Source organism: Azohydromonas sp. (genome assembly GCF_035325925.1).
Classification (GTDB): Bacteria; Pseudomonadota; Gammaproteobacteria; order Burkholderiales; family Burkholderiaceae_C; genus Calidifontimicrobium.
In genome coordinates, this window is record NZ_DAOKZA010000029.1 from 17,313 (window position 1) to 42,929 (window position 25,617).

Here is a 25,617-nt window from a genome sequence, read left to right on the forward strand (position 1 = left end):
CTGCAGGCCCCGGTGCGCCGATTGCGCCGGCCCGCCGCCGGCGCGCGCCGACCTTACCGCGCGGCCGTGAATTTCGACACCCCCGGGTTCGAGTGCCCGTGTCGCGCAGGTGACAGCGCGCCGCGCCGGATCAGAGCCCGCGCTCGGTCGCGTACACGGCGGCCTGCACGCGCGAACCCAGGTCGAGCTTGCGCAGGATGTGCTGCACGTGGATCTTCACCGTGGTCTCGGCGATGCCCAGTTCGCGCGCGATCTCCTTGTTGCTCGCGCCGCGCGCGATGCAGCGCAGGATCTCGCGCTCGCGCGGCGACAGCGCGTGGATCGCGTCGGCGCGCACGTCGGCCGGCGGCTGCGGCGCCGCCGGCGGGTGCAGCTGGCGGAACGCGTCGACGAGTTTGCCGGTCATCTCCGGGCTGACGACGGACTCGCCGGCCATCGCGCGCACGATGCTCGCGGCGAGCGCGTCGCTGTCGATGGTCTTCAGCAGGTAGCCGCTGGCGCCGGCGCGCAGCGCGGCGGCGAGGTCGCGTTCGTCCTCGCTGACGGTGAGCATCAGCACACGCGCCTGCGGCGCGGCCTCGCGCAGGCCCTGCAGCGCGTCGACGCCGGCGACGCCGGGCAGGTGGTTGTCGAGCAGGATCAGGTCGGGGCGGCGCTCGCCGGCGAGCCGCTGCGCCTGCCCGGCGTCGCCCGCCTCGCCGACGACCTCGAAGCGCCCGTCCTGCGCCAGCAGCGCGACCAGCCCGCGACGGAACAGCGTGTGGTCGTCGACGACCAGCAGGCGGATGCGCGCCACCGCCGACCTCCCCTCACGCGGCCACCGCCGCCGGCGGCGCGCCCACCGCGGCCGGCGGCGTCGCGCTGGGCAGCGTCAGCGTCACGCAGGTGCCAGCGCCCGGGACCGCGTCGACCTGCACCTGCGCACCGATGCGCCGCGCGCGTTCGTGCATGATGCCCAGCCCGACGTGCGTCTCGTCGTGCGGCGCGTCGGCGTCGAAGCCCACGCCGTCGTCGCGCACCTCGAAGCGCCACTGCGGCGCGGCCTGCACCTCGACCCACACCTCGCGCGCCTCCGCGTGCTTGCGCACGTTCGACAGCGCCTCCTGGATCACGTGCAGCACCTGCACCTGCACGTCGGGCGGCAGCGGCAGACCGTGGCCCTCGACCTGCAGGTGCGTGCGCAGCCCGCTCTGGTGCTCGAACTTGCGCAGCGTGGTGCGCAGCGCCGGCTCGATGTGCTCGCCCTGCGTGCGCGTGCGGAAGTGCACCAGCAGCTCGCGCACGTCGGCGGTGCTCTCGCGCACGCCGGCGTCGAGTTCGTCGAGCGCGCGCGCGACGGCGTCGCCGTCGCCGCGCTGCGTCGCCTGGCGCAGCAGCTGCACCTGGATCTTCAGGAACGACAGCGACTGCGCGATCGAGTCGTGCAGCTCGCGCGCCAGCAGCCCGCGCTCCTCGGCCACCGCGCTCTCGCGCTCGAGCGCGGCCACGCGCAGGCTCTCCATCGCGCTGGCCAGGTGGTGCGCGAGCGCCTCGAGCACGCCACGCTCGTCGTCGCCGAGCGTGACCGGGTGGCGGTAGAACAGGTCGACCTCGCCGAGCACGCGCTGCTGCAGGTGCAGCGGCACCGTGACCAGCGACTCGAAACCCTCGCGCGCGCAGCCCAGCGTCGCGCCCCCGTCGGGCACGATCGGCACCACGCGCGCGTTGGCCGCGGTGCTCAGCGGCTGGCCGCAGTGGCAGGTTCCGCTGGGCACGCAGCGCTCGTCGTGCGCCATCGCGGTGGGCAGGCAGTCGCCGGCGAGCAGCAGGTAGCGCTGGTTGGCCTCGTCCGACCAGCGGATCGCCGCGGCGTCGGCCCGGGCGATGCGCCGCACCTTCTGCGCGAAGCCGCGCGCCAGCTCGTCGAGCGTCGCCGCCTCGCCGAGGAACAGGCTGACCTCGTACAGCGCCGCCAGCCGCTCGCTCTGCTCCTGCAGTCGCGCGGTCTTCTCGCGCACGCGGTCCTCGAGCCCGCGGTACAGCGACTGCAGCGTCGCCGACATGCGGTTGAACCCGCGCGCGAGCTGGCCGAACTCGTCGAGGCTGGTCACCTCGACGCGCGTGTCGAAGTCGCCGCGTTCGACGCTGTGCAGGCCGCTGCGCAGCCGGCCGAGCGGCTCGATGACCAGCAGGTAGCCGGTGTACAGCAGCACCACCGCACCGCCCAGCGCCAGCGCCATCATCGCCATCTGCGACAGGTTGAGGATCGCCGTCAGGCGCGCCAGCTCGTGCTCGATGGCCAACACGAAGCGGTCGACCGAGGCGACGAAGGCGTCGGCCTGCTCGGCCGCCCGCGACGGCGGCGGCGTCGCCGCGCCGAGCCACAGCGCGCGCAGCCCGTCCCACCCGCGCACGACCTCGTCGAAGCGCGCGCGCGTGTCGGCGTTCCACGGCACGAACAGCGGGCGCAGCGCGTCGCCCTCGCGCAGCAGCTCGATGCTGTCGTCGAAAGTGCGCCCGAGCGCCTGCGCGTCGTCGGGCGTGCCGGCCTGCAGCATCGTCGCCAGCCGCCAGACCTGCATGCGCATGCGACCGGCTTCGTTGACCGCCGCCGCGCTGCCCTCGAAATGCCACGCCACCCACAGCGTCTGCCCGATCGCGAGCACGAGCAGTGCGCCCAGCACGCCGCCGATCGCCAGCAGCTTGGTGGCGACCGACCACGGGCGGCGTTGGCGCGTCATCGGCGCACTCTAGCCCGCTGCGCCGCGCACGACTTGACTTCGCTCAAGTACCACGCCCCCGCTGCCGGGCCGACCGCAGGCCGATCGGCGAGACTCCGGCAGCCGACCGACGCCCTGCGATGACCGGACCCGCCGACCCCCGCGTGCTGCCGCTGCTCGACGCGCACCGCGTCTTCGCTGCGCTGTCGCCGGCGGCGCGCGCACGGCTGGCGCAGCGCTTCGTCGTCGAGCGGCACGCCGACGGCGCCACGCTGGCCGCTGCCGGCCAGCTCGGCGAACGCCTCGCGCTGGTGCTCGACGGCCGGGTCGAACTGCACGACACGCGCCACGACGCCGCCGTGGTCGTCGAACGCGGCGCGCTGTTCGGCGCCGGCGCCGAGCCGCGCGGCGATCCGGCGACGTGGCGGGCGCAGGCGCGCGGGGACTGCACGCTGGCCTTCGTCGGCGCCGACGTCGTCGCCGCACTGTGCGCCGACGAGCCGGCGCTGGCGTTCCACCTGGCGCCGCCGCGGGCGCCGGTCGCGCCGCCGGTCGACACGCACCTGAACCTGCTGTCCACGCCGGTGCGCGCGCTGCTGCGGCGCGCACCGGTGACGCTGGCGCCGACCGCGTCGATCGCCGAGGCCGCGCGGCTGATGCGCGACGAGCGCGTGTCGTCGGTGCTGCTCGTCGAGCGCGACCACCTGCTCGGCCTGGTCACCGACCGCGACCTGCGCAACCGTGCGCTCGCCGCCGACGTCGACCCGGCGCGCCCGGTGGTCGACATCGCGACCGTCGCGCCGCTGACCATCGACGTCGCGCAGCCGGCGTTCGAGGCGCTGCGACTGATGGCGCGGCACAACATCCACCACATGCCGGTGCTCGACGGCCAGCGCGTCGCCGGCATCGTCACCGCCACCGACGTCACCGAGCAGCACGGCACCTCGGCGGTGTTCCTCGCCGGCGAGATCTACCGGCAGTCGTCGCTCGACGGGCTGATCGCCGCCGCCGGCAAGGTGCAGGCGCTGCAGCGCCACCTGGCGGCGGCGCGCGCCAGCGCCTACGCGGCCGGTCGCCTCGTGACCGCGATCACCGACGCGCTGACGACGCGGCTGCTGCAGCTGGCCGAGGCGCGCCTCGGGCCGCCGCCGGTGGACTACGCGTGGCTGGCCGCCGGCTCGCAGGCGCGCAACGAGCAGACCGCCAAGAGCGACCAGGACAACGCGCTGCTGATCGACGACGCCTACGACGCCGCGGCACACGGCGCGTACTTCGAGGCGCTCGCGCAGCAGGTCAACGACGGGCTCGCCGCCTGCGGCTACGTGCACTGCCCGGGCGACATGATGGCGCGCAACGCCGCCTGGCGGCAGCCGCGCCGGCGCTGGCTCGCCTACTTCCACCACTGGACCGACGAGCCCGAGCCGATGGCGCTGGTGCTGACCTGCGTGTTCTTCGACCTGCGCTGCGTCTACGGCCGCGACGACCTGCTCGAGTCGCTGCGCCGCGACGTGCTGCAGCACACGCGGCACAACGGCCTGTTCCTCGCGCACATGGTCGCCAACGCGCTGACGCACCGTCCGCCGATCGGCCTGTTCGGCGGCATCGCGGTGGCGCGCTCGGGCGAGCACCGCGGCACCATCGACCTGAAGCACCAGGGCATCGTGCCGATCGTCGACCTGGCGCGCATCGTCGCGCTGGCCGGCGGGCACCCGCAGGTCGGCACGCACGAGCGCCTGTCGGTGGCCGGCCGCGACGGCGAGATCGGCGAGCGCGACGCGCGCGACCTGCGCGACGCGCTCGAGTTCCTCGGCAGCCTGCGCCTGCAGCACCAGGCGCGCCAGACCGCCGCCGGGCTCGCCCCCGACAACCACCTTCCCCTCGACGAGCTGTCGAGCTTCGAGCGCGACCAGCTGAAGGACGCGTTCGCGGTGGTGCAGCGCGTGCAGAACGCGCTGGCGCAGCGCTACCGGCTCTGAGCGTGCGCCGCGGGCCCGAGGCCGCCCGACGCGCGCCGGTCAGGCGTTGACCATGCCGAAGATCATGAAGTAGATCAGCGCACCCAGTGCCGCCGACACCGGCACCGTGACCAGCCAGGCCGCGACGATCTTCACCAGCTCCGAGCGCTTGACCAGGTCCTCGCGGTACACCCGCTTGAGCTGCTTGCGCTCGAACTTGCTCAGGTCGGCGGCCGCGGTGTGGCGCTTGAGCGCGTCGAGCATCTCGCGCTTGCGCTCGAGCGAGGCGCGCAGGAAGTCGTCGAGGAAGCGGTCGACGACCTCCTTGTCCTGGCCCGCGTGGTGCATGCGGATGAAACCGATCGCGTGCGCGTGCGGGCGGTGCAGCAGCTCGCGCAGGAAGCCCACGCCGAACACGCCGCCGACCGCGATGTGCGTCGAGCTCACCGGCAGGCCGAGCTGCGACGCGACGATCACCGTCACCGCGGCGGCCATCGCCACGCAGTAGGCGCGCATCTGGTCGAGCTCGGTGATCTCGCTGCCGACCTTGCGGATCAGCCGCGGACCGTACAGCAGCAGCCCGATCGAGATGCCGACGGCGCCGACCACCATCACCCACGGCGGGATCGCCGCCTGTCCCGACACCGAGCCGCTGCGCACTGCGTCGACCACCGCCGCCAGCGGCCCCACCGCGTTGGCCACGTCGTTGGCACCGTGCGCGAAGCTCAGCAGCGCGGCGGCGAAGATCAGCGGCCAGGTGAACAGCCGGTTGATGCCCTGGCGGCTGTTCTCGAGCGTCGTCGACGCGCGGCGCACCGCACGCGCCGCGAGCCAGGTGGCGGCGACGCCGGCGACCGCGCCCACGGCCAGCGCCGTCGCGAAGCCGACGTGCCACACGCGGTTCAGGCCCTTGAGCGCGAGGTAGGTCGTGAAGGCCAGCGCCATCAGCCCGATCAGCCACGGCACCACGCGTCGCGCCGCCTCGACCATGTCGTCGCGATACAGGATGCGGTGCGTGATCCAGTACAGCAGCGCGGCGGCGACCAGCGCGCCGAGCACCGGCGAGATGACCCAGCTGGCGGCGATCTCGCCGAGCTGCGACCAGTTCGCCGCCTGCATGCCGCCGGCGGCCAGCCCGGCGCCGAGCACCGCGCCGACGATCGAGTGCGTGGTCGACACCGGCGCGCCCATCGCGGTGGCGACGTTGAGCCAGATCGCGCCGGCCAGCAGCGCCGCGGTCATCAGCCAGATGAAGCGGTCGGTACCCTCGATCGCGCCGGCGTCGATGATGCCCTTCTGGATCGTCGCGACGACGTCGCCGCCGGCGATCAGCGCGCCAGCCGCCTCGAACACCGCGGCGATGACCAGCGCGCCGAGCATCGAGATCGCGCGCGATCCGACCGCCGGGCCGACGTTGTTGGCCACGTCGTTGGCGCCGATGTTCATCGCCATGTAGCCGCCGATCACCGCCGCGGCGATCAGCATCGCGCCGTGCGGGCCGCTGACGCCCTGCGTCAGGCTCGCGTAGAGCATCACGAGCACGACGAAGATCACGCCGATGCCCAGCCGCAGCGAGTCGTTGCGCGCGCGCTTGCCCGCCTTCTCGAGGCGGGCGATGTTCTGGAATTCCATCGAGGCTGGCGCGGGCGGCCGCCGGTGGCCGCGCACGCGGGCGCATTATCCCGGGGCCGCGCCACGTGCCCGGCGCGCCGCGCGTTCACGGCACCCGGCAGACCTTCATCATGTTCGTGCCGCCGGGGTAGCCCATCGGCTCGCCGCAGGTGATCGCGTACGTGTCGCCGGGCTTGAGCGCGCCGCGTGCCACCAGCAGCGCCTCGGCGTCGCGAAGCGCCTCGTCGCGGTCGTTGTGCACCGGCATCAGGATCGGGCGCACGTTGCGGTACAGCGCCATGCGCCGCTGCGTGACCAGCTGCGTGGTCATGCCGTAGATCGGCACCGCGATCTTGTAGCGGCTCATCCACAGCGCGGTCGACCCGCTCTCGGTGAGCGCGAGGATCGCGCGGCAGCCCAGGTGGTGCGCGGTGAACAGCGCGCCCATGGCGATGCTCTGGTCGATGCGACCGACGTGGCGGTTGGCGAAGTCGGCGTCGACGCGGCTGTAGTCCTCGGCGCGCTCGGCGGCCTCGCAGATCGAGGCCATCGCCTCGACCGTCTCGACCGGGTACTTGCCGGTGGCCGTCTCGGCGCTGAGCATCACCGCGTCGGTGCCGTCGTGCACCGCGTTGGCCACGTCGCTGACCTCGGCGCGCGTGGGCACCGGGTTGACGATCATGCTCTCCATCATCTGCGTCGCGGTGATCACCACCTTGTCCAGCGAGCGCGCGAGCTTGATCATGCGCTTCTGCAGCGCCGGCACCGCGGCGTTGCCGACCTCGACCGCGAGGTCGCCGCGCGCGACCATGATGCCGTCGCTGGCCTTGAGGATCGCCTCGAGCTGCGGGATCGCCTCGCTGCGCTCGATCTTCGCGATCAGCCCGGGCTTGTGGCGCCACGGCTCGCCGGCGACGTTGGCCAGCTGGCGCGCCATCTCCATGTCGGTGGCGCTCTTCGGGAAGCTCACCGCGAGGTACTCGCACTGGAACGACATCGCGGTCCTGATGTCGTCCATGTCCTTGGCGGTCAGCGCCGGCGCGGTCAGCCCGCCGCCGCGCTTGTTGATGCCCTTGTTGTTGCCGAGCACGCCGCCGACCTTGACCACGGTGTGGACCGCCTCGCCGCGCACCGCCTCGACCTGCAGCACGAGCAGGCCGTCGTTGAGCAGCAGCGTGTCGCCGGGGCGCACGTCGCGCGGCAGCTCCTTGTAGTCGAGGCCGACGCGCTGGTGGTCGCCGAGCCCGGCGTGGCTGGCGTCGAGCACGAACGGCTGGCCGGGCTCGAGCACCGTCTGCCCGCCCTCGAACTGGCCGACGCGGATCTTCGGCCCCTGCAGGTCGGCCATGATCGCGACCTCCTTGCCGGCGCGCTGCGCCGCCTCGCGCACCGCGTGCGCGCGTTCGACGTGGTCGGCCGCGGTGCCGTGCGAGAAGTTCAGCCGCACGACGTCGACACCGGCGGCGATCAGGCGCTCGAGCATCTCGGGCGACGACGACGCCGGCCCGATGGTGGCGACGATCTTGGTCTGGCGGGGCATGAGGGTCTCCGGTGGCACGGCGCGCGCGCCGGTGCGGCAGCGATTATCGCGACGCCCACCCGCCGGCACGCCGCGCGGAGGCGGCGCGCCGGGGTGCGTGTCGCCGGCGGGAAGATGCGGGTCAGCGGACCTGCGCCGCCGCGTCGGCGACGGACAGCGCGGTCATGTTGACGACGCGGCGCATCGTCGCCGACGGCGTCAGGATGTGCACCGGGCGCGCGGCGCCGAGCAGCACCGGGCCGATGGTCACGCCGTGGCCGCCGGTGACCTTGAGCACGTTGAACAGGATGTTCGCCGCGTCGAGGTTGGGCAGCACCAGCAGGTTGGCCTCGCCGTCGAGCGCCGAGTCGGCGAGGAAGCGGCGGCGGATCTGCGGGTCGAGCGCGGCGTCGCCGTGCATCTCGCCGTCGCAGGCGACGTCGGGCGCCATCGCGCGAAAGCGTTCCACGGCGGCGCGCATGCGCCGCGCCGCCGGCCGCTTCGACGAGCCGAAGCACGAGTGCGACAGGAACGCCACCTTCGGCGGCAGGCCGAAGCGGCGCAGCTCGTCGGCGGCCATCAGCGCGATCTCGGCGAGCTGCTCGGCGTCGGGTTCGTCGTTGACGAAGGTGTCGGCGATGAACAGCGTGCGGCCCTCGAGCATCAGCGCGTTCATCGTCGCGAAGGTCTTCGCGCCGGGCTTCAGCCCGATGACGTCGCGCACGTGCTCGAGGTGCGCGTCGAAGCGCCCGACCAGGCCGGTGAGCATCGCGTCGGCCTCGCCGCGGCGCACCATCAGCGCCGAGATCAGCGTGTTCGAACGCCGCACCGCGGCCTTGGCCATCTCGGGCGTCACGCCCTCGCGCTTCATCAGCGCGTGGTACAGCTCCCAGTACTCGCGGTAGCGCGGGTCGTCCTCGGGGTCGGTGACGTCGAAGTCGACGCCGCGCTTCAGGCGCAGCCCGGCGCGCTCGATGCGCATGTCGATCACCGCGCGGCGCCCGACCAGGATCGGCTGCGCCAGCCGCTCGTCCTTGACCACCTGCACCGCGCGCAGCACGCGCTCGTCCTCGCCGTCGGCATAGACGACGCGCGCCGGGTGCGCCTTCGCGGCGACGAACACCGGGCGCATGACCATGCCGGTCTGGTAGACGAAGCGCGTCAGCGACTGGCGGTACGCGTCGAGGTCGGCGATCGGCCGCGTCGCCACGCCCGACTCCGCCGCCGCCTGCGCCACCGCCGGCGCGATGCGCAGGATCAGCCGCGAGTCGAACGGGGTGGGGATGATGTAGTCGGGGCCGAAGCGCAGGTCCTGCCCGGCGTAGGCGCCGGCCACCTCGTCGCTGATCTCGGCCTTGGCCAGCGCGGCGATCTCGCGCACGCAGGCCAGCTTCATCGCCTCGGTGATCTTCGTCGCGCCGCAGTCGAGCGCGCCGCGGAAGATGTACGGGAAGCACAGGACGTTGTTGACCTGGTTCGGGTAGTCCGAGCGGCCGGTGGCGATGATGCAGTCGGGCCGCGCCTGCTTGGCCAGCTCGGGGCGGATCTCCGGCTCGGGGTTGGCCAGCGCGAGGATGATCGGCTTGTCGGCCATCGTCGCGACCATCTCCGGCGTCAGCACGCCGGCGGCCGAGCAGCCGAGGAACACGTCGGCGCCGCGCACGACGTCGGCCAGCGTGCGCGCGTCGGTGCGCTGGCAGTAGCGCTGCTTGCTCTCGTCGAGGCGGCCGGCCCGCGCGTCGTCGCGCTCGGACTGGATCACGCCCTTGCTGTCGACGACGAAGACGTGCTCGCGCCGCACGCCCAGCCCGACCATGATGTCCAGGCACGCGATCGCCGCGGCGCCGGCGCCCGAGCACACCAGCCGGATCGCGCCGAGGTCCTTGCCGACCAGCTCGAGCCCGTTGAGCAGCGCCGCGCCGGAGATGATCGCGGTGCCGTGCTGGTCGTCGTGGAACACCGGGATCTTCATGCGCTCGCGCAGCTTGCGCTCGATCGTGAAGCACTCGGGCGCCTTGATGTCCTCGAGGTTGACGCCACCCAGCGTCGGCTCGAGCGCGGCGATGATCTCGACCAGCTTGTCGGGGTCCTTCTCGGCGAGCTCGATGTCGAACACGTCGATGCCGGCGAACTTCTTGAACAGGCAGCCCTTGCCCTCCATCACCGGCTTGCCCGCCAGCGGGCCGATGTCGCCCAGCCCGAGCACCGCGGTGCCGTTGGTGACCACGCCGACCAGGTTGCCGCGCGAGGTGTACTCGGCGGCCAGCGTCGGGTCGTCCTCGATCGCCAGGCAGGCGTAGGCCACGCCGGGCGAGTAGGCCAGCGACAGGTCACGCTGGTTGCTCAGCGGCTTGGTCGGCGTGACGGCGATCTTGCCGCGCGTGGGCGTGCGGTGGTACTCGAGCGCGGCGTCGCGCAGGGCCAGCTCGGCGGGCGCCAGCGGCTTGGACATGGACTGTCTCCTGGTCGGTTTCTGGGGACGGCCCGCAGCGTACCGCGTGGGCGGTCGATTGCCACCCCCCGTGCAGCAAAAGCAGCTTTGACCGGCACGGCGCAGGTGAGACCCGCGCCGGCGCGACTCAGCCCTGCGCGCGGCGCGTCAGGATCTCGAACGCCGGCAGCGTCTTGCCCTCGAGCACCTCGAGGAAGGCGCCGCCGCCGGTCGAGATGTAGCCGATGTCCTTGTCGATGCCGTACTTGGCGATCGCCGCCAGCGTGTCGCCGCCGCCGGCGATGCTGAACGCCGGGCTCGCCGCGATCGCCCGCGCAACCGTCTCGGTGCCGTGCGCGAACGCCTCGAACTCGAAGACGCCGACCGGCCCGTTCCAGACGATCGTGCCGGCGGCCTTCAGCCTGTCGGCGAGTTGCGCCGCGGTCCGCGGGCCGATGTCGAGGATCAGGTCGTCGGCGGCCACGTCGGCCGCGGCCTTGACCGTGGCGGCCGCGTCGGCCTTGAACTCCTTGGCGACGACGACGTCGACGGGGATCGGCACCTCGGCGCCGCGTGCGCGCATCGCCTCGATCACCGCCTTCGCGTCGCCGACCAGGTCGGGCTCGGCGAGGCTCTTGCCGATCGGCAGCCCGGCGGCGAGCATGAAGGTGTTGGCGATGCCGCCGCCGACGATCAGCCCGTCGACGTTCTTCGACAGGCTCTGCAGGATCGTCAGCTTGGTGCTGACTTTGCTGCCGGCGACGATCGCCAGCAGCGGACGCTTCGGGCTGCTCAGCGCTTTCGTGATCGCGTCGATCTCGGCGGCCAGCAGCGGGCCGGCGCAGGCCACCGGCGCGAACTGCGCGATGCCGTAGGTGCTGGCCTCGGCGCGGTGCGCGGTGCCGAACGCGTCGTGCACGAAGATGTCGCACAGCGCGGCCATCTTGCGCGCCAGCGCCTCGTCGTTCTTCTTTTCGCCCCGGTTGACGCGGCAGTTCTCGAGCAGCACCACCTGCCCCGGCGCGACGTCGACGCCGTCGACCCAGTTCGCGACCAGCAGCACCTGGCGCTGCAGCAGTTCGCCCAAGCGCGCCGCCACCGGCGCCAGCGAGTCCTCGGGCTTGAACGCGCCCTCGGTCGGACGGCCGAGGTGGCTCGTGACCATCACCGCGGCGCCGGCGTCGAGCGCCATGCGGATGCACGGCACCGAGGCGCGGATGCGCGTGTCCTCGGTGATGCGGCCGGCGTCGTCCTGCGGCACGTTGAGGTCGGCACGGATGAACACGCGCTGGCCGGCGACGCGGCCCTGCGCGACGAGGTCGGCGAATCGAAGGACGTTCATGGGTGGGGTCTCCGGCGGATGCACTGTCGCACGCGCGGCCAACGCGCCGCGCCCGGCCGCCATTGTGCGGCCGCCGCTACCAGCCCAGCCCGAGGCGCAGCGCCAGCACGACCGCGGTGCCGACGACGATCGTGCCCAGGATGTCGCGGCGCCACACAAACCAGGCGCCGGCCGCGGCGACGGCGAACAAGCGCGCGTCGCGCCAGGTGTCGATCAGGCGGCCGTCGGTCATCAGCACCTCGGGCGCGATCACCGCGGCCAGCGCCGCGACCGGCGCGTAGCGCAGGCCCTCGAGCAGCCAGCGCGGCATCGGCAGCTCGCGCTGCGAGAGGAAGAATAACGCGCGCGTGACCAGCGTGACCAGCCCCAGGCCGGCGATGGTCAGCAGCGTCTGCGCCGTGGTCACCGCACGGCCCCGCGCTTGCCGCGGGCCCAGCGCCACGCGGTACGGCGCCCGCTGCCGGGGGGCCGCGCGTGGTCGACGAGCAGCGCGATGGCCACCGCGGCGGCGATCGCCACGACGATGTTCAGCCGCAGCGGCAGCGCGTACGCCGCCACGGCGGCGCAGCCCGCGACGGCCGCGGCGACCCAGCTCGCGCGGTCCTTGAGCATCGACCAGGCCACCCCGAGCAGCGCCAGCGTGCCGGCAAAGCCCAGCCCCCAGTGCGTGGGCACGCGGTCGGCAAGCAGGATGCCGGCCAGCGACGGCAGCTGCCACGCGCTCCAGTTCGTGACCACGCCGCCCCAGAAGTACGGCAGCTGCTCGGGCGCCGGCTTCGGCTCGGGGAAGCGCCGCATGAACAGCACGTAGTTCAGGTCGCCGGTGAAGTAGCCCACGCGCAGCCGCGCCGCCAGCGGCAGGTGCACGAAGTACGGTCGCCACTGCGCGCTGAAGATCAGGAACCGCAGGTTGACGCAGAACGCCGTCGCCAACACGACCCACACCGGTGCCCCCGAGGTGATCAGCGGCAGCGCCGCCAGCTGCGCGCTGCCGGCATACGCCACCAGCGACATCAGCACCGCCAGCGGCACGGCCAGCCCGCTCTTGACCATCGCCACGCCGGTGACCAGGCCCCACGCGGCGATGCCCAGCGCGACGCCGGTCATCTCGCGCGCACCGCGGCGGAACTCGGGGTGGCGCCACGCCGGCAGCGTCGGCGCCCCGGGGGAAGCATGCATTGCAGGATTGTCGCCACGCCCGCCCGGCCGCGCTGGCGCTCGGGCTTGGTCGCGGCAGCGCGATCCGTTCGGGGGTGCGCCGCGCGCCACCCGACCCGCGGCCGTCAGCGCCGCTTGCGTACCCGGCCGCTGCCGAGGATCGACGTGGTCAGCGCCGGGTCGCCGTCGTACTCGACGTCGCCGGAGCCGGCGATCGTCACGTCGAGCGTGCGCCCGGCCTGCACGCGCACGTCGCCGCTGCCGGCGATCTCGACGCGCACCGCGTCGGCACGCAGCGCACGCGCGTCGACCTCGGCGCTGCCCGCCACCGACAGCCGCAGCCGCTGCACACTGCCGTCGGCCACCGCGTCGCCGCTGCCGGCCAGCGACAGCGTCAGCGCCGGCGTCGTCACGCGGTGCACGCGCAGGTCGCCCGAGCCGGCCATGCGCAGCGCCAGCGCGGGCACCGACAGGTCCTCGATGCGCACGAGGCCCGAACCGCGGGCGTCGACGGCATCGATCCGGCGCGCCTCGACCTCGACGCGCACCGCCGAGCGCAGCTGCAGCGGCGCCGTGCCGGCGGGCGCGACGACCAGCGTCGGCACGCCGTCGCGGCCGGGTTCGACGCGCGTCGCGATGCGGTCGATCACGTCGGCCGCAGCCTCGACGGTGACGCGGTCGACGGCGCCGGGGCGCACGACCAGGTCGAACGGACCGCGCAGGTCGATCGCGCGGAAGCCCGCGACGTCGCGGGCCTGGCGCAGCGTGTCGCGGGCCCACGCCGCGCCGGACCAGGGCGCTGCGAACGCGGCCAGGGCGACGAGCCAGCGCCGTCGCGCGTCGGTCGACGCACGATCGTCGGGCGCCGGGCGGTGGGGCATGCGGCGGGACATGCGCGGATTCTCGTCGGCCGCGTGGCGTGGCCACCAGCGCCCCGCGACGTGCCGCCGCTGCGGCCGACGGGCTGCCGCCGGCGCCGACCGAACGCGCTCAGGACGGCCGGCGGGTGGCGTCGTCGCCGCCGGCGGCGGTCGGCGGGGTGAGCTGCGGCGCCACCGGCGCGATGTCGTTCTCGCGCATGTAGTCGTTCATCTCGCGCCAGCCGGCGTAGATCGCCGACTTGTCGGCCTTGCGGTTGAGCGCGTAGCAGTCCTCGATCGCGCGGGCGGCGTGGCGGCACGCGGCGCCGATCGCGTGGCCCTCGGCGGCGCGGCGCTCGGCCACCTTGGACGGCGTGTCCAGCCCGAGCTGGTCGCAGCCGGCCAGCAGCGCGGCAGCGAGCGCGAGGGCGGCAACGCGGGATGCGGTCGAGGTCACGCCGGCGTATCGGCAGCGACGCGGCGGAACTTGAGCGCCCGTCGCGGACCCGCGGCGTTCAGGCGCGCGCCATCGCCAGCAGCCGCTGCACCCGCTCCTCGGTCGACGGGTGGGTGCTGAACAGCCCGCGCAACCCGCCGCCCGCCAGTGGGTTCATGATCATCATCTGCGCCGTCTCGGGGTGGCGCTCGGCGGCTTCCAGCGGGATGCCCTGCGCCGCGCGCTGGATCTTCTGCAGCGCGCTGGCCAGCGCCTGCGGGTCGCCGCTGATCTCGGCGCCGCCGCGGTCGGCCTCGAACTCGCGCGCGCGGCTGATCGCCATCTGGATCAGGCTGGCTGCCAGCGGCGCGAGGATCATCATCGCGAGGCCGGCGATCGGGTTGGCCGGGCGGCCCTCGCTGTCGCGCCCGCCGAACAGCATCGCGAAGTGGGCCAACATCGAGATCGCGCCGGCCATCGTCGCGCTGACGGTGCTGATCAGGATGTCGCGGTGCTTCACGTGAGCCAGTTCGTGCGCCATCACGCCGCGCACCTCGCGTTCGCCGAGCCTGCGCAGCAGCCCGGTCGTCGCCGCGACCGCCGCGTGCTGCGGGTTGCGCCCGGTGGCGAAGGCGTTCGGCGCGTCCTCCTCGATCAGGTAGACCCTGGGCATCGGCAGCCCGGCGCGCTGCGCCAGCTCGGCGACCATGCGGTGGAACTGTGGCGCGCTCGTCGCGTCGACCTCGTGCGCGTTGTACATCTTCAGCACCAGCTTGTCGCTGAACCAGTAGCTGAAGAAGTTCATGCCCAGCGCCACCACCAGTGCCAGCACCATGCCCTGTTGGCCGCCGATCATCTGGCCCAACGCCATGAACAGCGCGGTGATCGCCGCCATCAGCATGGCGGTCTTCATCAGGTTGAACACGTCGCACTCCTCGCGGAAAGGTGCCCGGCAGATGCGGCCGGAGGCCGCGGTTTCAATCTCAATCGCCGCCGGCCGGCGGCAGGCGGCTGCCCGGCGTCGGCGCTCGCGACTGCAGGAACGCCGCCGCGCCGACGCGCCGGCCGCCGGGGCGCTGCAGTTCGACCAGCTCCAGCGCACCGCGCCCGCAGGCGACGACCAGCCGGCCGCCGCCCGCGACGAGCACCGTGCCGGCGGGCGCCGGCGGCAGGTCGTCGCGTGGCGCGGCACGCCACAGCTTGACGCTCTCGCCGTCGAGCTCGAAGTGCAACCCGGGCGCGGGGTCGAAGGCGCGGACGCGGCGCGCGATCTGCGCGGCGTCGGCGCGCCAGTCGACGCGCGCCTCGCGCCGGTCGATCTTGCGCGCGTAGGTCACGCCCTCGGGCGGCTGCGGCGTGCGCCGCAAGGTGCCGGCGGCGGCGTCGCGCAGCGCCTGCACCACCAGACGCGCGCCGAGCGCGGCGAGGCGGTCGTGCAGCGTTGCGGCGGTGTCGTCGGCGGCGATCGGCAGCGCCTGCGCGAGCAGCATGTCGCCGGTGTCGAGGCCCTCGTCCATCTGCATGATGGTCACGCCGGTGCTCGCATCGCCGGCCTCGATCGCACGCTGGATCGGCGCGGCGCCCCGCCAGCGCGGCAGCAGCGACGCGTGGATGTTCAGGCAGCCCAGGCGCGGCAGCTCGAGCACCCAGCGCGGCAGGATCAGCCCGTAGGCGGCGACGACCAGCAGGTCGGGGCGCGCCGCCGCCAGCGCGTCGCGCGCCGCACGCGCATCGCCGGCGAACCGACCGTCCAGGCGCAGGCCCTGCGGCTGCGCCACCGCGATGCGCAGCGCCTGCGCCAGCCGCTTGACCGGCGAGGCCTGCAGCTTCAGCCCGCGCCCGGCCGGGCGGTCGGGCTGGGTCAGCACCAGCGGGACGACGAAGCCGGCGTCGGCGATCGCGGCCAGCGCGATGCGTGCGAACTCGGGGGTGCCGGCGAAGGCGACGCGCAACGGCGGCGCGTCAGACACGCTGCTCCTCGCGCACCTTCTTCAGCATCTTGCTGCGGATGCGCTCGCGCTTGAACGGGCTGAGGTACTCGACGAAGACCTTGCCGAGCAGGTGGTCCATCTCGTGCTGCACGCACACCGCGGTGAGGCCCTCGGCCTCGAACTCGTACGGTTCGCCGTCGCGACCGAGCGCGCGCACCTTCACGCGCGCGTGACGCTCGACGCGGTCGTAGATTGCCGGCACCGACAGGCAGCCCTCGTCGGCGAAGCTCTTGTCGTCGCTGCGTTCGACGATCTCGGGATTGATCAGCACGCGCGGCTGGTCGTGCGTCGGCGAGGTGTCCATCACGATCACCTGCTCGTGCACGTCGACCTGAGTCGCGGCGAGCCCGACGCCGTCGGCGGCGTACATCGTCTCGAGCATGTCGTCGACCAGGCGGCGGATGCGCTCGTCGACCACCGCCACCGGCCTGGCCACCGTGTGCAGCCGCGGATCGGGGTAGCGCAGGATCGTCAACTGGGCCATGGCGTGCAAGGCGGCAACGCGTGCCGGGCCGGCACGCCTGCGAGGCGACCGATGAGGCCCGGTTTCATTGCGGTATCAAGACGTTATGGGCAGAATCTTCCGGAAATGGTGAGCATTTTCGCCGATCGGCGCCGCGCCGGCCCAGGCATGCTCCGATAACCTCGCGGGTGGCGATTGTGCATCGACCGCCTGCCGTACGCGTTGGGACCCCGTGGAGAGCCTGTTCATGCTGCGACGCCCGCCTGCCTGCGCCCCCGTCCGCCGTCGCACGGCGCTGCTCGTCGCCGGCCTGTGCCTCGGCGGCGTCGCGGTGCCGGCGCTCGCCGCCGACCGTCCCGTCCTGCCGCAGTGGCGCGCGACCGCCGAGCAGGTCGCGCAGGCCGGCGTGCCGCTGGCCGAACTGGCGCCCGACGCGCCCGACAGCTACACCGTCAAGCGTGGTGACACGCTGTGGGACATCTCCAAGCTGTTCCTGCGCAGCCCGTGGCGCTGGCCCGAGCTGTGGGGCATGAACCTCGAGCAGATCCGCAACCCGCACCTGATCTACCCGGGCCAGTTGCTGGTGCTCGAACGCGTCGACGGCCGCGCGCGGCTGCGCCTGGCGCAGCAGGTGGGTGGTACGCCGACGGTCAGGCTGTCGCCGCGCGTTCGCTCCGAGGCCGTGGGCGACGGCGCGATCGCCGCGATCCCGCTGCACCTGATCGCACCGTTCCTCAACGAGGCGGTGGTGTTCGACGGCGACCAGCTCGCCGCGGCGCCGCGTGTGGTCGCGGCGCCGGAGGGCCGCGTCATGATGTCGCGCGGCGACACCGCGTACGTGCGCGGCGACGTCACCGACGTGCGCGACTGGCGCGTGTTCCGCGAGGCGCGGCCCCTCGTCGACCCGGTCACGCGCGAGGTGCTGGGCTACGAGGCGCGCTACGTCGGCACCGCCGAGTACCTGCGCCCCGGCGAGGTGCGCAAGCTCGCCGACGGCGCCGACGAACTGGTGCCGGCGACGTTCCGCGTCACCGGCGTGCGCGAGGAGATCGGCATCGGCGACCGCCTCGCGCCGGTGACCGAGCGCGACTTCGCCAGCTTCGCACCGCACGCACCAGCGCAGCCGCTCGACGGGCGCATCGTCTCGATCTACGGCGACTCGCTGACCGCCGGCCAGAACCAGATCGTCGCGCTCAACCGCGGCCGCAAGGACGGCCTCGAGCGCGGCCACGTGCTGGCGCTGTGGCGCGACGGCACGCGCGTGCCCGACCGCACCGACCCGAAGCGCCCGATGATCAAGCTGCCCGACGAGCGCCACGGTCTGCTGTTCGTGTTCCGCACCTTCGACCGCGTGTCGTACGCGCTGATCGTCAACGTGCAGGACCCGGTGCGCCCCGGCGACCGCTTCACCCAGCCCTGACGCCCGCCGCACGGACGGGCGGCGCACCGATGGCCGGCGTCGACGACGAGCTCGGCGGCTGGCTGCGCCTGCTGCTGACCCCCGGCGTCGGCCGCGACACGGCGCGCCGCCTGCTCGCCACGTTCGGCAGCGCGCAGGCCGTGTTCGACGCGTCGCCGGCGGCACGCGCCGCGTGCGTCGGCCCCGCGCAGCGTGATGCGCTGGGCGCCGAGCCCGACGGCTGGCGCGCGCAGTGCGACGCCGCCGCGGCCTGGCTGGCCAGCGACGGGGAGCGGCGCATCGTCACGCTCGGCGACGCGCTGTACCCGGCGGCGCTGCTGCACACCCCCGACCCGCCGCTGCTGCTGTTCCTGCACGGGCGCGTCGAACGGCTGGCGCGCGACGCGCTGGCCATCGTCGGCAGCCGCCACCCGACACCGCAGGGGCGCGACAACGCGCGCGCCTTCGCCGCGCACTTCAGCCGCGCCGGCTGGTGCGTCGTCTCCGGGCTGGCTGCGGGCATCGACGGTGCCGCGCACGAGGGCGCGCTCGACGGCGACGGCGGCACGATCGCCGTGCTTGGCACCGGCATCGACCGCATCTACCCGGCGCGCCACCGCACGCTGACGCACCGCATCGCGCACGACGGTCTGCTGGTCAGCGAGTTCCCGCTGGGCACGCCGCCGCTGCCGCCGAACTTCCCGCAGCGCAATCGGGTGATCGCCGCGCTGGCGCGCGGCACCCTGGTGGTCGAGGCGGCGCTGCAGTCGGGCTCGCTGATCACCGCGCGCCTGGCCGCCGAGTCCGGCCGCGAGGTGTTCGCGATCCCCGGGTCGATCCACTCGCCGCTGTCGCGCGGCTGCCACGCGCTGATCAAGCAGGGCGCCAAGCTGGTCGAGACCGCCGACGACGTGCTCGCCGAATTCGGCGCGCCGCGCCCCCCGGCGGCGACGACCGGCGCCACCCCGGCCGCGGGCGCGGACCCGCTGCTCGACGCGCTCGGCCACGACCCGGCCACGCTCGACGCGCTGTGCGCGCGCACCGGCTGGTCGGCCGCGGCGCTCGCCGCGCGGCTGCTCGAGCTCGAACTCGACGGTCACGTGCAGCGGCTGCCCGGCGGGCTGTACCAGCGCCGCGAACGCGCCTGACGTCTGCCCGCGCTGCGGCGCGCCTCGGCGTGCATGTCGACGCCGCCGGGCAATTCCCGACTGCCGGTCATGGCGCCGAAGACGTCGATCCGCGCGCCGGGGTGCTCGGTTATAGTGGTTCGATGTTCGACGTGCTCGTGTACCTCTACGAGAACTACTGGCGACCCGACGCCTGCCCGAGCCACGACCAGCTGGCGCGCAAGCTGACCGCGGTCGGGTTCGAGTCGGACGAGATCCAGGAGGCGCTGACCTGGCTGGACGGCCTCGCTCAGGCCGCCGAGTCGTACACCGGGCGGCAGAGTGAGCACGGGCTTCGCGTCTATTCGTCCGCGGAGCAGGAGCGCCTGGGCACCGAGTCGATCGGCTTCCTCAGCTTCCTCGAAGCCGCGGGCGTGCTGCCGCCACCGATGCGCGAGATGGTGATCGACCGCGCGATGGCGCTGGGCACTGGCCCGCTCGACCTCGAGGACCTGAAGATCATCGTGCTGATGGTGTTCTGGAGTCTCGGCGAGGAACCCGATGCGCTGATCCTCGACGAACTGCTCGTCGAGGCCGACGAACGCTCGATCCACTGACTTCGCGGCCTGTGCGCCGCTTTCGCGGCCGCGACGTGCCGCGTATGCCGTTCGAGCAGCCGCCGCGGATGCGGTTTCGCCGGTCCGCTGCCGGCGCCCGGGGGTTGGGTCAATTCAACAGCCGCGACGGGTCGACATCGAGCTTGGCCAGCGCGGTGCGCGTGGCCCGCACGGTCAGCGACTCGTCCTGCGCCGGTTGCAGCAGCCCGGCCTGCAGGAACGCGGCCAGCGGCTGGCGCTGGAACAGCACGCAACGCCCCGACGAGGCGACGAACAGCGACAGCTGGCCACGCAGACCGCGCCACGCGAGCTGCACCGGCTCGAGCCGGTCGCGGTAGTCGAGCATGAACCAACTGCCCACCTGCAGTTCGCGCGCCCAGGCCAGCATCGCCGCCGTCGGCATCGACCCGCCGCCGGTCACCACCTCGAGCTCCGAGTTCTCGTAGCCCGACAGGTCGAGCACCACCGACTCGTCGATCTGCAGGTGCGCGGTCGCGGGCAGCATCTCCTCGAGGCTCTCGAGACGCTCCTTCAGCTCGTCGAGCCGGTCGTCGGGGATCGCCGCCGCCTTCGCGGTGAACGCCGCGGCCAGCGCGTTGTTCAGCTCGGCGATGCGCTCGTCCTGCCGCTCGGTGGTGTAGCCGGCCTGCGCCATCCCGTCGCGCAGCGTCTTCAGCAACGGCGGCAGGCGGCGGATCACCTCGGCGCGCTCCTCGCGCGTGACCTTGGCGCCGGCGGACCAGATCAGGTCGGCGGCGGCGCGCTTCATCGCCTTGGTCTGCTCGCTGTTTGCGCCGGTCTTCAGTGCCGACATCGCCAGCACGTCGGCCCAGACCTGGAACAGGAACTGGCGCACGCCCTCCTGCACCGGCACGCTCTCGAGCATCCTGCGCAGCTCGATCGTGTACTGGATCGCCTTCTCCTCGCGCTGCTCGACCTGCTGCGCCAGCGACACGCCCTTGCGGCTGGCCTCGTTGGCGTCCTTGAAGTAGTGCTCGAGGAAACGCTCGAACTCGACGAGCACGGTCTGGAACACGCGCCGGCCGGTGTCGGGATAGGCCTCGACGACCTGCACGATGCGCTTGATCTCCTGCTCGAGCGCGTCGCCGACCGCGCGCGCCGAGGCGTCGAAACCCAGCACGCAGGCGCCCATGCGGTCGATCAGCCGGCGCGCCGGGTGGTCGACCGTCGCGAAGAAGTCGGGCTCGCTCACGGCCACGCGCAGCACCGGCATCTGCAGCCGCGCGAACCACACGCGCACCGACGGCGGCAGCCGCTCGTCGGTGAGGATGCTCTGGAACAGCAACGCGACGATCTCGATCGTCGCGCGCTCGACCGGCGTCGCGGCGGCCCTCTTCAGCGCCTGCTTGTGCTGCTGCAGCGGCTCGAGCAGCGCCGGCGAGGTCAGTTCCGCCGTCCCGTGCCGGCTGGCCGCGTCGAGCCGCGCGCGGATGCTCTGCTCGGCAACCACCATCGCCTGGCGCAGGTTGGGCGACGCCGCGGTCGGCGTGCCGCCGGCGTGGCCCTGCCCGAAGCCCGGCAGGTGGCGGCCGACCAGTCGGGTCAGCCGGGTCAGCACCGCCTCGGCCTGCTCGTGCCCGCGCACCAGCGTCGGCGTACGCGTCATCATCCGCGTCTCGTCGCCGACGCCGCCACGCCCCGTAGAGGGTGCGCCGCCGCCCAGCGGCACGCCGCGACCGCTCATCGACGCGTAGCCGCTGTCGCTCGCCGGCGCCGACTCGTGCTGGCGGCGGATCAACGGGCGCAGGTCGATCTGCGGCAGCACCTGCCTCTCGGCGAGGAAACGGTTGACCTCGTGGTAGGCACCCTCGGCGAGCGTGGCGAAAGCCTCGTGCAGCGACGACTGCAACTCGCGCCAGCTGCCCAGCGACAACCCGCACTGCCCCCAGGCGTCGACGACGATGCGCGCCAGCACGTGGGCGCGCAGCATGTCCTGCGCCTCGAGCTCTTCCCGGCGCTCGAGGTGCGCCATGCGCGCGCGCACGTCGGAGAACTCCCAGGAGGCGCGGTCCATCATCGCCAGCGCCAGCCGCGAGCCGAGGATCTCGCGCTCGATCGTGTCGTCGTCGACCAGCGTCAGCTGGTCGCGCCCGTTGCCCGGCAGGTCCATCGCCCGCGACACCGACACGCCGTAGAGCAGCGCGCTGCGCAGCGCGTCGACCATCGCGTGGTGCCAGCCGGCGGCCCCGCGGTGCAGCTCGAGCGCAAGTTCGCGCCGGCGATGCGCCGTCGCGTGCTCGGCCGGCTTGTCGCGCAGCAGGTTGGCGGCCTCGACGACCCCGTTGACCAGCCCCGGCAGGCCCTTGACCAGTTGCTCGGTGTAGACCCGCCGCGCCTGCGATGCCAGGGTCGACGGGTCGGCGGCGCTCGCCATGCGGTGGGAGGGTGGGCGGTCGATGCCGCTGACTCTACACCACCGCCCCGGCGTTCGGATCGTTGGGGTCGGACTCCTTGGCCGCCGTCTTGACCAGGTCCTCGCGCTTGACGCCCAGCCACATGACGATCGACGCGGCGACGAACACCGACGAGTAGATGCCGAACAGGATGCCGATGGTCAGCGCGAGGGCGAAGTAAAACAGCGTCGGCCCGCCGAACACCAGCATCGAGACGACCATCATCAGCGTGCTGCCGTGCGTGATGATGGTGCGGCTGATGGTGCTGGTGATCGCGTGGTCGATGGTCTGCGGCGTGCTCATCTTGCGGAAGCGGCGGAACGTCTCGCGCACGCGGTCGAAGATGACCACCGACTCGTTGACCGAGTAGCCCAGCACCGCGAGCACTGCGGCCAGCACGGCCAGCGAGAACTCCCACTGGAAGAACGCGAAGAAGCCGAGGATGATCACCACGTCGTGCAGGTTGGCGATGATGCCTGCCACGGCGAACTTCCACTCGAAGCGCAACGCCAGGTAGATCATGATGCCCACGATCGTCGCGAGCAGCGCCCAGGCCCCGTTGGCGTACAGTTCGGCGCCCACCGACGGGCCGACGAACTCGCTGCGCTTGAGCACCACCGGCTCGGTGCCGCCGGCGTCGCACGCGGCGCGGCTGACCTGCTCGCCCTGCGGCGTGGTGTAGGCCTTGCTCGAGACCTGGCCGCGCTCGGCGGCGCACAGCGCCTCGAAGACGCGGCCGGCCACCTGCGCCTGCTCGACACCGCCGCGCACCGGCAGGCGGATCAGCACGTCGCGCGAGGTGCCGAAGTTCTGCACCTGCACCTCGCCCAGATCCAGCGCCTCGACCGCTTCGCGCACTTGGCCGACGTCGGCGGCCTGCGCGTACTGCACCTCGACCAGCGTGCCGCCGGTGAACTCCACCGACAGGTGCAGCCCGCGTGTGGCGAGGAAGAACACCGCGGCGGCGAAGGTGACGAACGAGATCACGTTCAGCACCAGCGCGTGGCGCATGAACGGGATGACGCGGCGGATGCGGAAGAACTCCATCGCGAGCTCCCTCAGACCTTGGCCGGCGGCGTGCCGGGCGCACCGGGCACGTCAGGCTCCGGGCGCCAGACCTGTCCGATCGACACCGACCTGAGCTTCTTCTGCCGCCCGTACCAGAGGTTCACCAGGCCGCGCGAGAACATCACGGCCGAGAACATCGAGGTCAGGATGCCCAGGCAGTGCACCACCGCGAAACCGCGCACCGGGCCCGAGCCGAAGGCCAGCAGCGCCAGGCCGGCGATCAGCGTGGTCACGTTCGAGTCGAGGATGGTGCCCCACGCGCGGTCGTAGCCGGCCTGGATCGCCAGCTGCGGCGGCGCGCCGCCGCGCAGTTCCTCGCGCACGCGTTCGTTGATCAGCACGTTGGCGTCGATCGCCATGCCCAGCACCAGCGCGATCGCGGCGATGCCCGGCAGCGTCAGCGTGGCCTGCAGCATTGACAGCAGTGCGATCAGCAGCAGCAGGTTGAAGCCCAGCGCCAGCGTCGAGAACACGCCGAACAGCATGTAGTACGCACACATGAAGACGGCGATCGCGACGAAGCCCCACAGCACGCTGTTGAAGCCCTTGGCGATGTTCTCGGCGCCCAGGCTGGGGCCGATCGTGCGCTCCTCGATGATCTCCATCGGCGCGGCCAGCGAACCGGCGCGCAACAGCAGCGCGACGTCGGCCGCCTCCTGCGTGGTCATGCGCCCGCTGATCTGCACGCGGCCGCCGCCGATCTCGCTGCGGATCACCGGCGCGGTGACGACCTCGCCCTTGCCCTTCTCGAACAGCAGGATCGCCATGCGCTTGCCGACGCTCTCGCGCGTCACGTCGCGAAAGATGCGCGCGCCCTTCGCGTCGAGCGTCAGGTGCACCGCCGGCTCCTGCGTCTGGCCGTCGAAGCCAGGCTGCGCGTCGGTCAGGTTCTCGCCGGTGAGGATCACCTGCCGCCGCACGATCAGCGGGGCGCCGCCGCGCTCGACGTAGCGCTCGGTGCCGAACGGTACCGGCCCCTGGCCGATCGCCGCCGCCGCGGCCTCGGCGCTGTCGTCGACCAGGCGCACCTCGAGCGTCGCGGTGCGTCCGATGATGTCCTTCGCCTTCGCGGTGTCCTGCACGCCGGGCAGTTGCACGACGATGCGGTCCAGCCCCTGCTGCTGGATCACCGGCTCGGCCACGCCGAGTTCGTTGACGCGGTTGTTCAGCGTCGTGATGTTCTGCTTGAGCGCCGTTTCCTGCACCGCGCGAGCCGCCTCGGGTCGCAGCGTGCCGACCAGGCGCAGCGACTCGCCCTCGCCCACCTCGGCCCACTGCATCTCGGCGACGCGCTCGCTCAGCACGAGGCGCGCCGACTCGCGCGCGGTGGCGTCGCGGAAGCGCACCTCGACCGACTGCGCGTCGCGCACGATGCCGGCGTGGCGGATGTCGCGCTCGCGCAGCAGCGTGCGCGCGTCGCCGGCGATCGACTCGGCGCGTTTGGTCAGCGCCGACTGCATGTCGACCTGCATCAGGAAATGCACGCCGCCGCGCAGGTCCAGGCCGAGGTACATCGGCAGCGCGTGCAGCGACGCCAGCCACGCCGGCGAGCGACTGACCAGGTTCAGCGCGACGATGTACGACGGGTCGGCGGCGTCGGGGTTGAGCGCCTGCGCGATGACGTCGCGCGCGCGGATCTGCACGTCGGTGTCGCGGAAGCGCGCGCGCACCGAGGTGCCCTCGAGCTGCACGAAGTCGGCCTCGATCGTCGCCGCGGCGAGCGCCTCGCGCACCCTCTCGGCCAAGGCCTCGTCGACGCGCACGGTCGCCTTCGCGCTCGACACCTGCACCGCCGGCGCCTCGCCGAAGAAGTTCGGCAGGGTGTATAGCAAGCCGACGACCAGCGCGATCGCGAGGATCGCGTACTTCCACCACGGGTAGCGGTTCATGCTCGTGTCCTTCGGGCACCGCGGCCGCGCACGGCCGCGACCGCGCCCGCCGGCCTCACCGCGCCGGCGCGGCGCGGCATCGGGGTCACTTCAGCGTGCCCTTGGGCAGCACCTGCGCCACCGCCGTGCGCTGCACCTGGATCTCGACGCCGTTGGCGACCTCGACGTGCAGGTACGTGTCGCCGAGCTTGCTGATGCGCCCGAGCAGACCGCCGGCAGTGACGACCTCGTCGCCCTTGGCCAACGCCTCGACCATCGCCTTGTGCTCCTTCTGGCGCTTCATCTGCGGGCGGATCATGATGAAGTACAGCACCACGAACATCAGCACCAGCGGCAGCAGGCTGAGCAGGCTCGATTCGGCGCCACCGGTGGCCGCCGGTGCGGCCTGGGCATAGGCGTGGGAGATCAACACGTCAGGGTCCTCGAACGATGATGGCGCCGCGATGGCGCCGGACGGGATTCTAGGTGGCCAACGGGAGGCACCGGGTTCCCGGGCCGGTCCCTGTGGCCGCCCAAAATGCGCACAGGCCCCGGTGGGGCCTGTGCGCGCATCCTGGTTGCGGGGGCAAGATTTGAACTTGCGACCTTTGGGTTATGAGCCCAACGAGCTACCAGACTGCTCCACCCCGCGACTGAGCCTCGCAGTATAGCATGCCCGG

The 25,617-nt window shown here is 72.9% G+C and carries 21 protein-coding genes and 1 tRNA gene; 4 read left to right on the plus strand and 18 right to left on the minus strand.

Annotation, left to right across the window (positions count from 1 at the left end; translation table 11 throughout):
- Nucleotides 1-130 precede the first annotated feature (130 nt).
- Both PKC53_RS11935 and PKC53_RS11940 read right to left on the minus strand, forming a co-directional pair.
- Nucleotides 131-796: a response regulator gene (locus tag PKC53_RS11935; RefSeq protein WP_324428825.1), complete on the minus strand. Its 666-nt coding sequence runs from the start codon at nt 794-796 to the stop codon at nt 131-133.
- Nucleotides 797-809: 13 nt separating this feature from the next.
- Nucleotides 810-2,720 (minus strand): type IV pili methyl-accepting chemotaxis transducer N-terminal domain-containing protein, encoded by a 1,911-nt coding sequence (locus PKC53_RS11940; protein WP_324428827.1) that lies wholly within the window; start codon nt 2,718-2,720, stop codon nt 810-812.
- A 119-nt stretch (nt 2,721-2,839) separates the two neighbouring features.
- Between PKC53_RS11940 and PKC53_RS11945 the strand changes: the two genes are divergently transcribed.
- Nucleotides 2,840-4,675, plus strand: coding sequence for a putative nucleotidyltransferase substrate binding domain-containing protein (locus tag PKC53_RS11945; RefSeq protein ID WP_324428829.1), 1,836 nt, complete (start codon nt 2,840-2,842; stop codon nt 4,673-4,675).
- A gap of 39 nt (nt 4,676-4,714) precedes the next feature.
- Here the strand turns inward: PKC53_RS11945 and PKC53_RS11950 are convergent, their stop codons facing one another.
- From PKC53_RS11950 to def, 11 genes are all read right to left on the minus strand, one after another.
- Entirely contained in the window at nt 4,715-6,286 is a 1,572-nt protein-coding gene (locus PKC53_RS11950) for an inorganic phosphate transporter (protein WP_324428831.1), read from the minus strand.
- Between the two features lie 85 nt (nt 6,287-6,371).
- Nucleotides 6,372-7,805, minus strand: a complete 1,434-nt coding sequence (pyk, locus tag PKC53_RS11955; protein ID WP_324428833.1) for a pyruvate kinase — start codon at nt 7,803-7,805, stop codon at nt 6,372-6,374.
- 121 nt (nt 7,806-7,926) lie between these two features.
- A complete protein-coding gene (locus tag PKC53_RS11960; RefSeq protein ID WP_324428835.1) occupies nt 7,927-10,236 on the minus strand; it encodes an NADP-dependent malic enzyme in 2,310 nt (769 codons plus the stop codon).
- A gap of 127 nt (nt 10,237-10,363) precedes the next feature.
- A complete protein-coding gene (locus PKC53_RS11965; RefSeq protein ID WP_324428837.1) occupies nt 10,364-11,557 on the minus strand; it encodes a phosphoglycerate kinase in 1,194 nt (397 codons plus the stop codon).
- A 76-nt stretch (nt 11,558-11,633) separates the two neighbouring features.
- Nucleotides 11,634-11,963, minus strand: coding sequence for an AzlD domain-containing protein (locus tag PKC53_RS11970; protein ID WP_324428839.1), 330 nt, complete (start codon nt 11,961-11,963; stop codon nt 11,634-11,636).
- Nucleotides 11,960-12,736: an AzlC family ABC transporter permease gene (locus PKC53_RS11975; RefSeq protein ID WP_324428841.1), complete on the minus strand. Its 777-nt coding sequence runs from the start codon at nt 12,734-12,736 to the stop codon at nt 11,960-11,962. Before PKC53_RS11975 ends, PKC53_RS11970 begins: the two co-directional genes overlap by 4 nt.
- Before the next feature lie 104 nt (nt 12,737-12,840).
- A complete protein-coding gene (locus tag PKC53_RS11980; RefSeq protein ID WP_324428843.1) occupies nt 12,841-13,608 on the minus strand; it encodes a head GIN domain-containing protein in 768 nt (255 codons plus the stop codon).
- A gap of 97 nt (nt 13,609-13,705) precedes the next feature.
- Nucleotides 13,706-14,032 carry a hypothetical protein gene (locus PKC53_RS11985; RefSeq protein WP_324428845.1) on the minus strand — a complete coding sequence of 109 codons (327 nt, stop codon included), beginning with the start codon at nt 14,030-14,032 and terminating at the stop codon, nt 13,706-13,708.
- Nucleotides 14,033-14,090: 58 nt separating this feature from the next.
- Nucleotides 14,091-14,936: a zinc metalloprotease HtpX gene (gene htpX, locus PKC53_RS11990; protein WP_324428847.1), complete on the minus strand. Its 846-nt coding sequence runs from the start codon at nt 14,934-14,936 to the stop codon at nt 14,091-14,093.
- 58 nt (nt 14,937-14,994) lie between these two features.
- Nucleotides 14,995-15,963 (minus strand): methionyl-tRNA formyltransferase, encoded by a 969-nt coding sequence (gene fmt / locus PKC53_RS11995; RefSeq protein WP_324428878.1) that lies wholly within the window; start codon nt 15,961-15,963, stop codon nt 14,995-14,997.
- Between the two features lie 10 nt (nt 15,964-15,973).
- A complete protein-coding gene (def, locus tag PKC53_RS12000) occupies nt 15,974-16,486 on the minus strand; it encodes a peptide deformylase (RefSeq protein ID WP_324428849.1) in 513 nt (170 codons plus the stop codon).
- A gap of 226 nt (nt 16,487-16,712) precedes the next feature.
- Between def and PKC53_RS12005 the strand changes: the two genes are divergently transcribed.
- The 3 genes from PKC53_RS12005 (at nt 16,713) to PKC53_RS12015 (ending at nt 19,587) form a co-directional block, all read left to right on the plus strand.
- Complete coding sequence (locus tag PKC53_RS12005) at nt 16,713-17,885, plus strand: LysM domain-containing protein (protein WP_324428852.1); 1,173 nt, start codon at nt 16,713-16,715, stop codon at nt 17,883-17,885.
- A gap of 29 nt (nt 17,886-17,914) precedes the next feature.
- The gene (dprA, locus tag PKC53_RS12010; RefSeq protein WP_324428854.1) at nt 17,915-19,012 is read left to right on the plus strand and encodes a DNA-processing protein DprA; all 1,098 of its coding nucleotides are present in this window, start codon (nt 17,915-17,917) and stop codon (nt 19,010-19,012) included.
- Nucleotides 19,013-19,134: 122 nt separating this feature from the next.
- Nucleotides 19,135-19,587, plus strand: coding sequence for a DUF494 domain-containing protein (locus PKC53_RS12015; RefSeq protein ID WP_324428856.1), 453 nt, complete (start codon nt 19,135-19,137; stop codon nt 19,585-19,587).
- Nucleotides 19,588-19,696: 109 nt separating this feature from the next.
- On the opposite strand, the gene PKC53_RS12020 is transcribed toward PKC53_RS12015, so the two are convergent.
- The 5 genes from PKC53_RS12020 to PKC53_RS12040 form a co-directional block, all read right to left on the minus strand.
- Nucleotides 19,697-21,982 carry a DUF1631 family protein gene (locus tag PKC53_RS12020; protein ID WP_324428858.1) on the minus strand — a complete coding sequence of 762 codons (2,286 nt, stop codon included), beginning with the start codon at nt 21,980-21,982 and terminating at the stop codon, nt 19,697-19,699.
- 34 nt (nt 21,983-22,016) lie between these two features.
- The gene (gene secF, locus PKC53_RS12025; RefSeq protein ID WP_324428860.1) at nt 22,017-23,048 is read right to left on the minus strand and encodes a protein translocase subunit SecF; all 1,032 of its coding nucleotides are present in this window, start codon (nt 23,046-23,048) and stop codon (nt 22,017-22,019) included.
- An 11-nt stretch (nt 23,049-23,059) separates the two neighbouring features.
- Nucleotides 23,060-24,958, minus strand: a complete 1,899-nt coding sequence (gene secD / locus PKC53_RS12030) for a protein translocase subunit SecD (RefSeq protein ID WP_324428861.1) — start codon at nt 24,956-24,958, stop codon at nt 23,060-23,062.
- An 85-nt stretch (nt 24,959-25,043) separates the two neighbouring features.
- Nucleotides 25,044-25,370: a preprotein translocase subunit YajC gene (gene yajC, locus PKC53_RS12035; RefSeq protein WP_324428863.1), complete on the minus strand. Its 327-nt coding sequence runs from the start codon at nt 25,368-25,370 to the stop codon at nt 25,044-25,046.
- Between the two features lie 142 nt (nt 25,371-25,512).
- A tRNA-Met gene (locus PKC53_RS12040) sits at nt 25,513-25,589 on the minus strand.
- Nucleotides 25,590-25,617 lie beyond the last annotated feature (28 nt).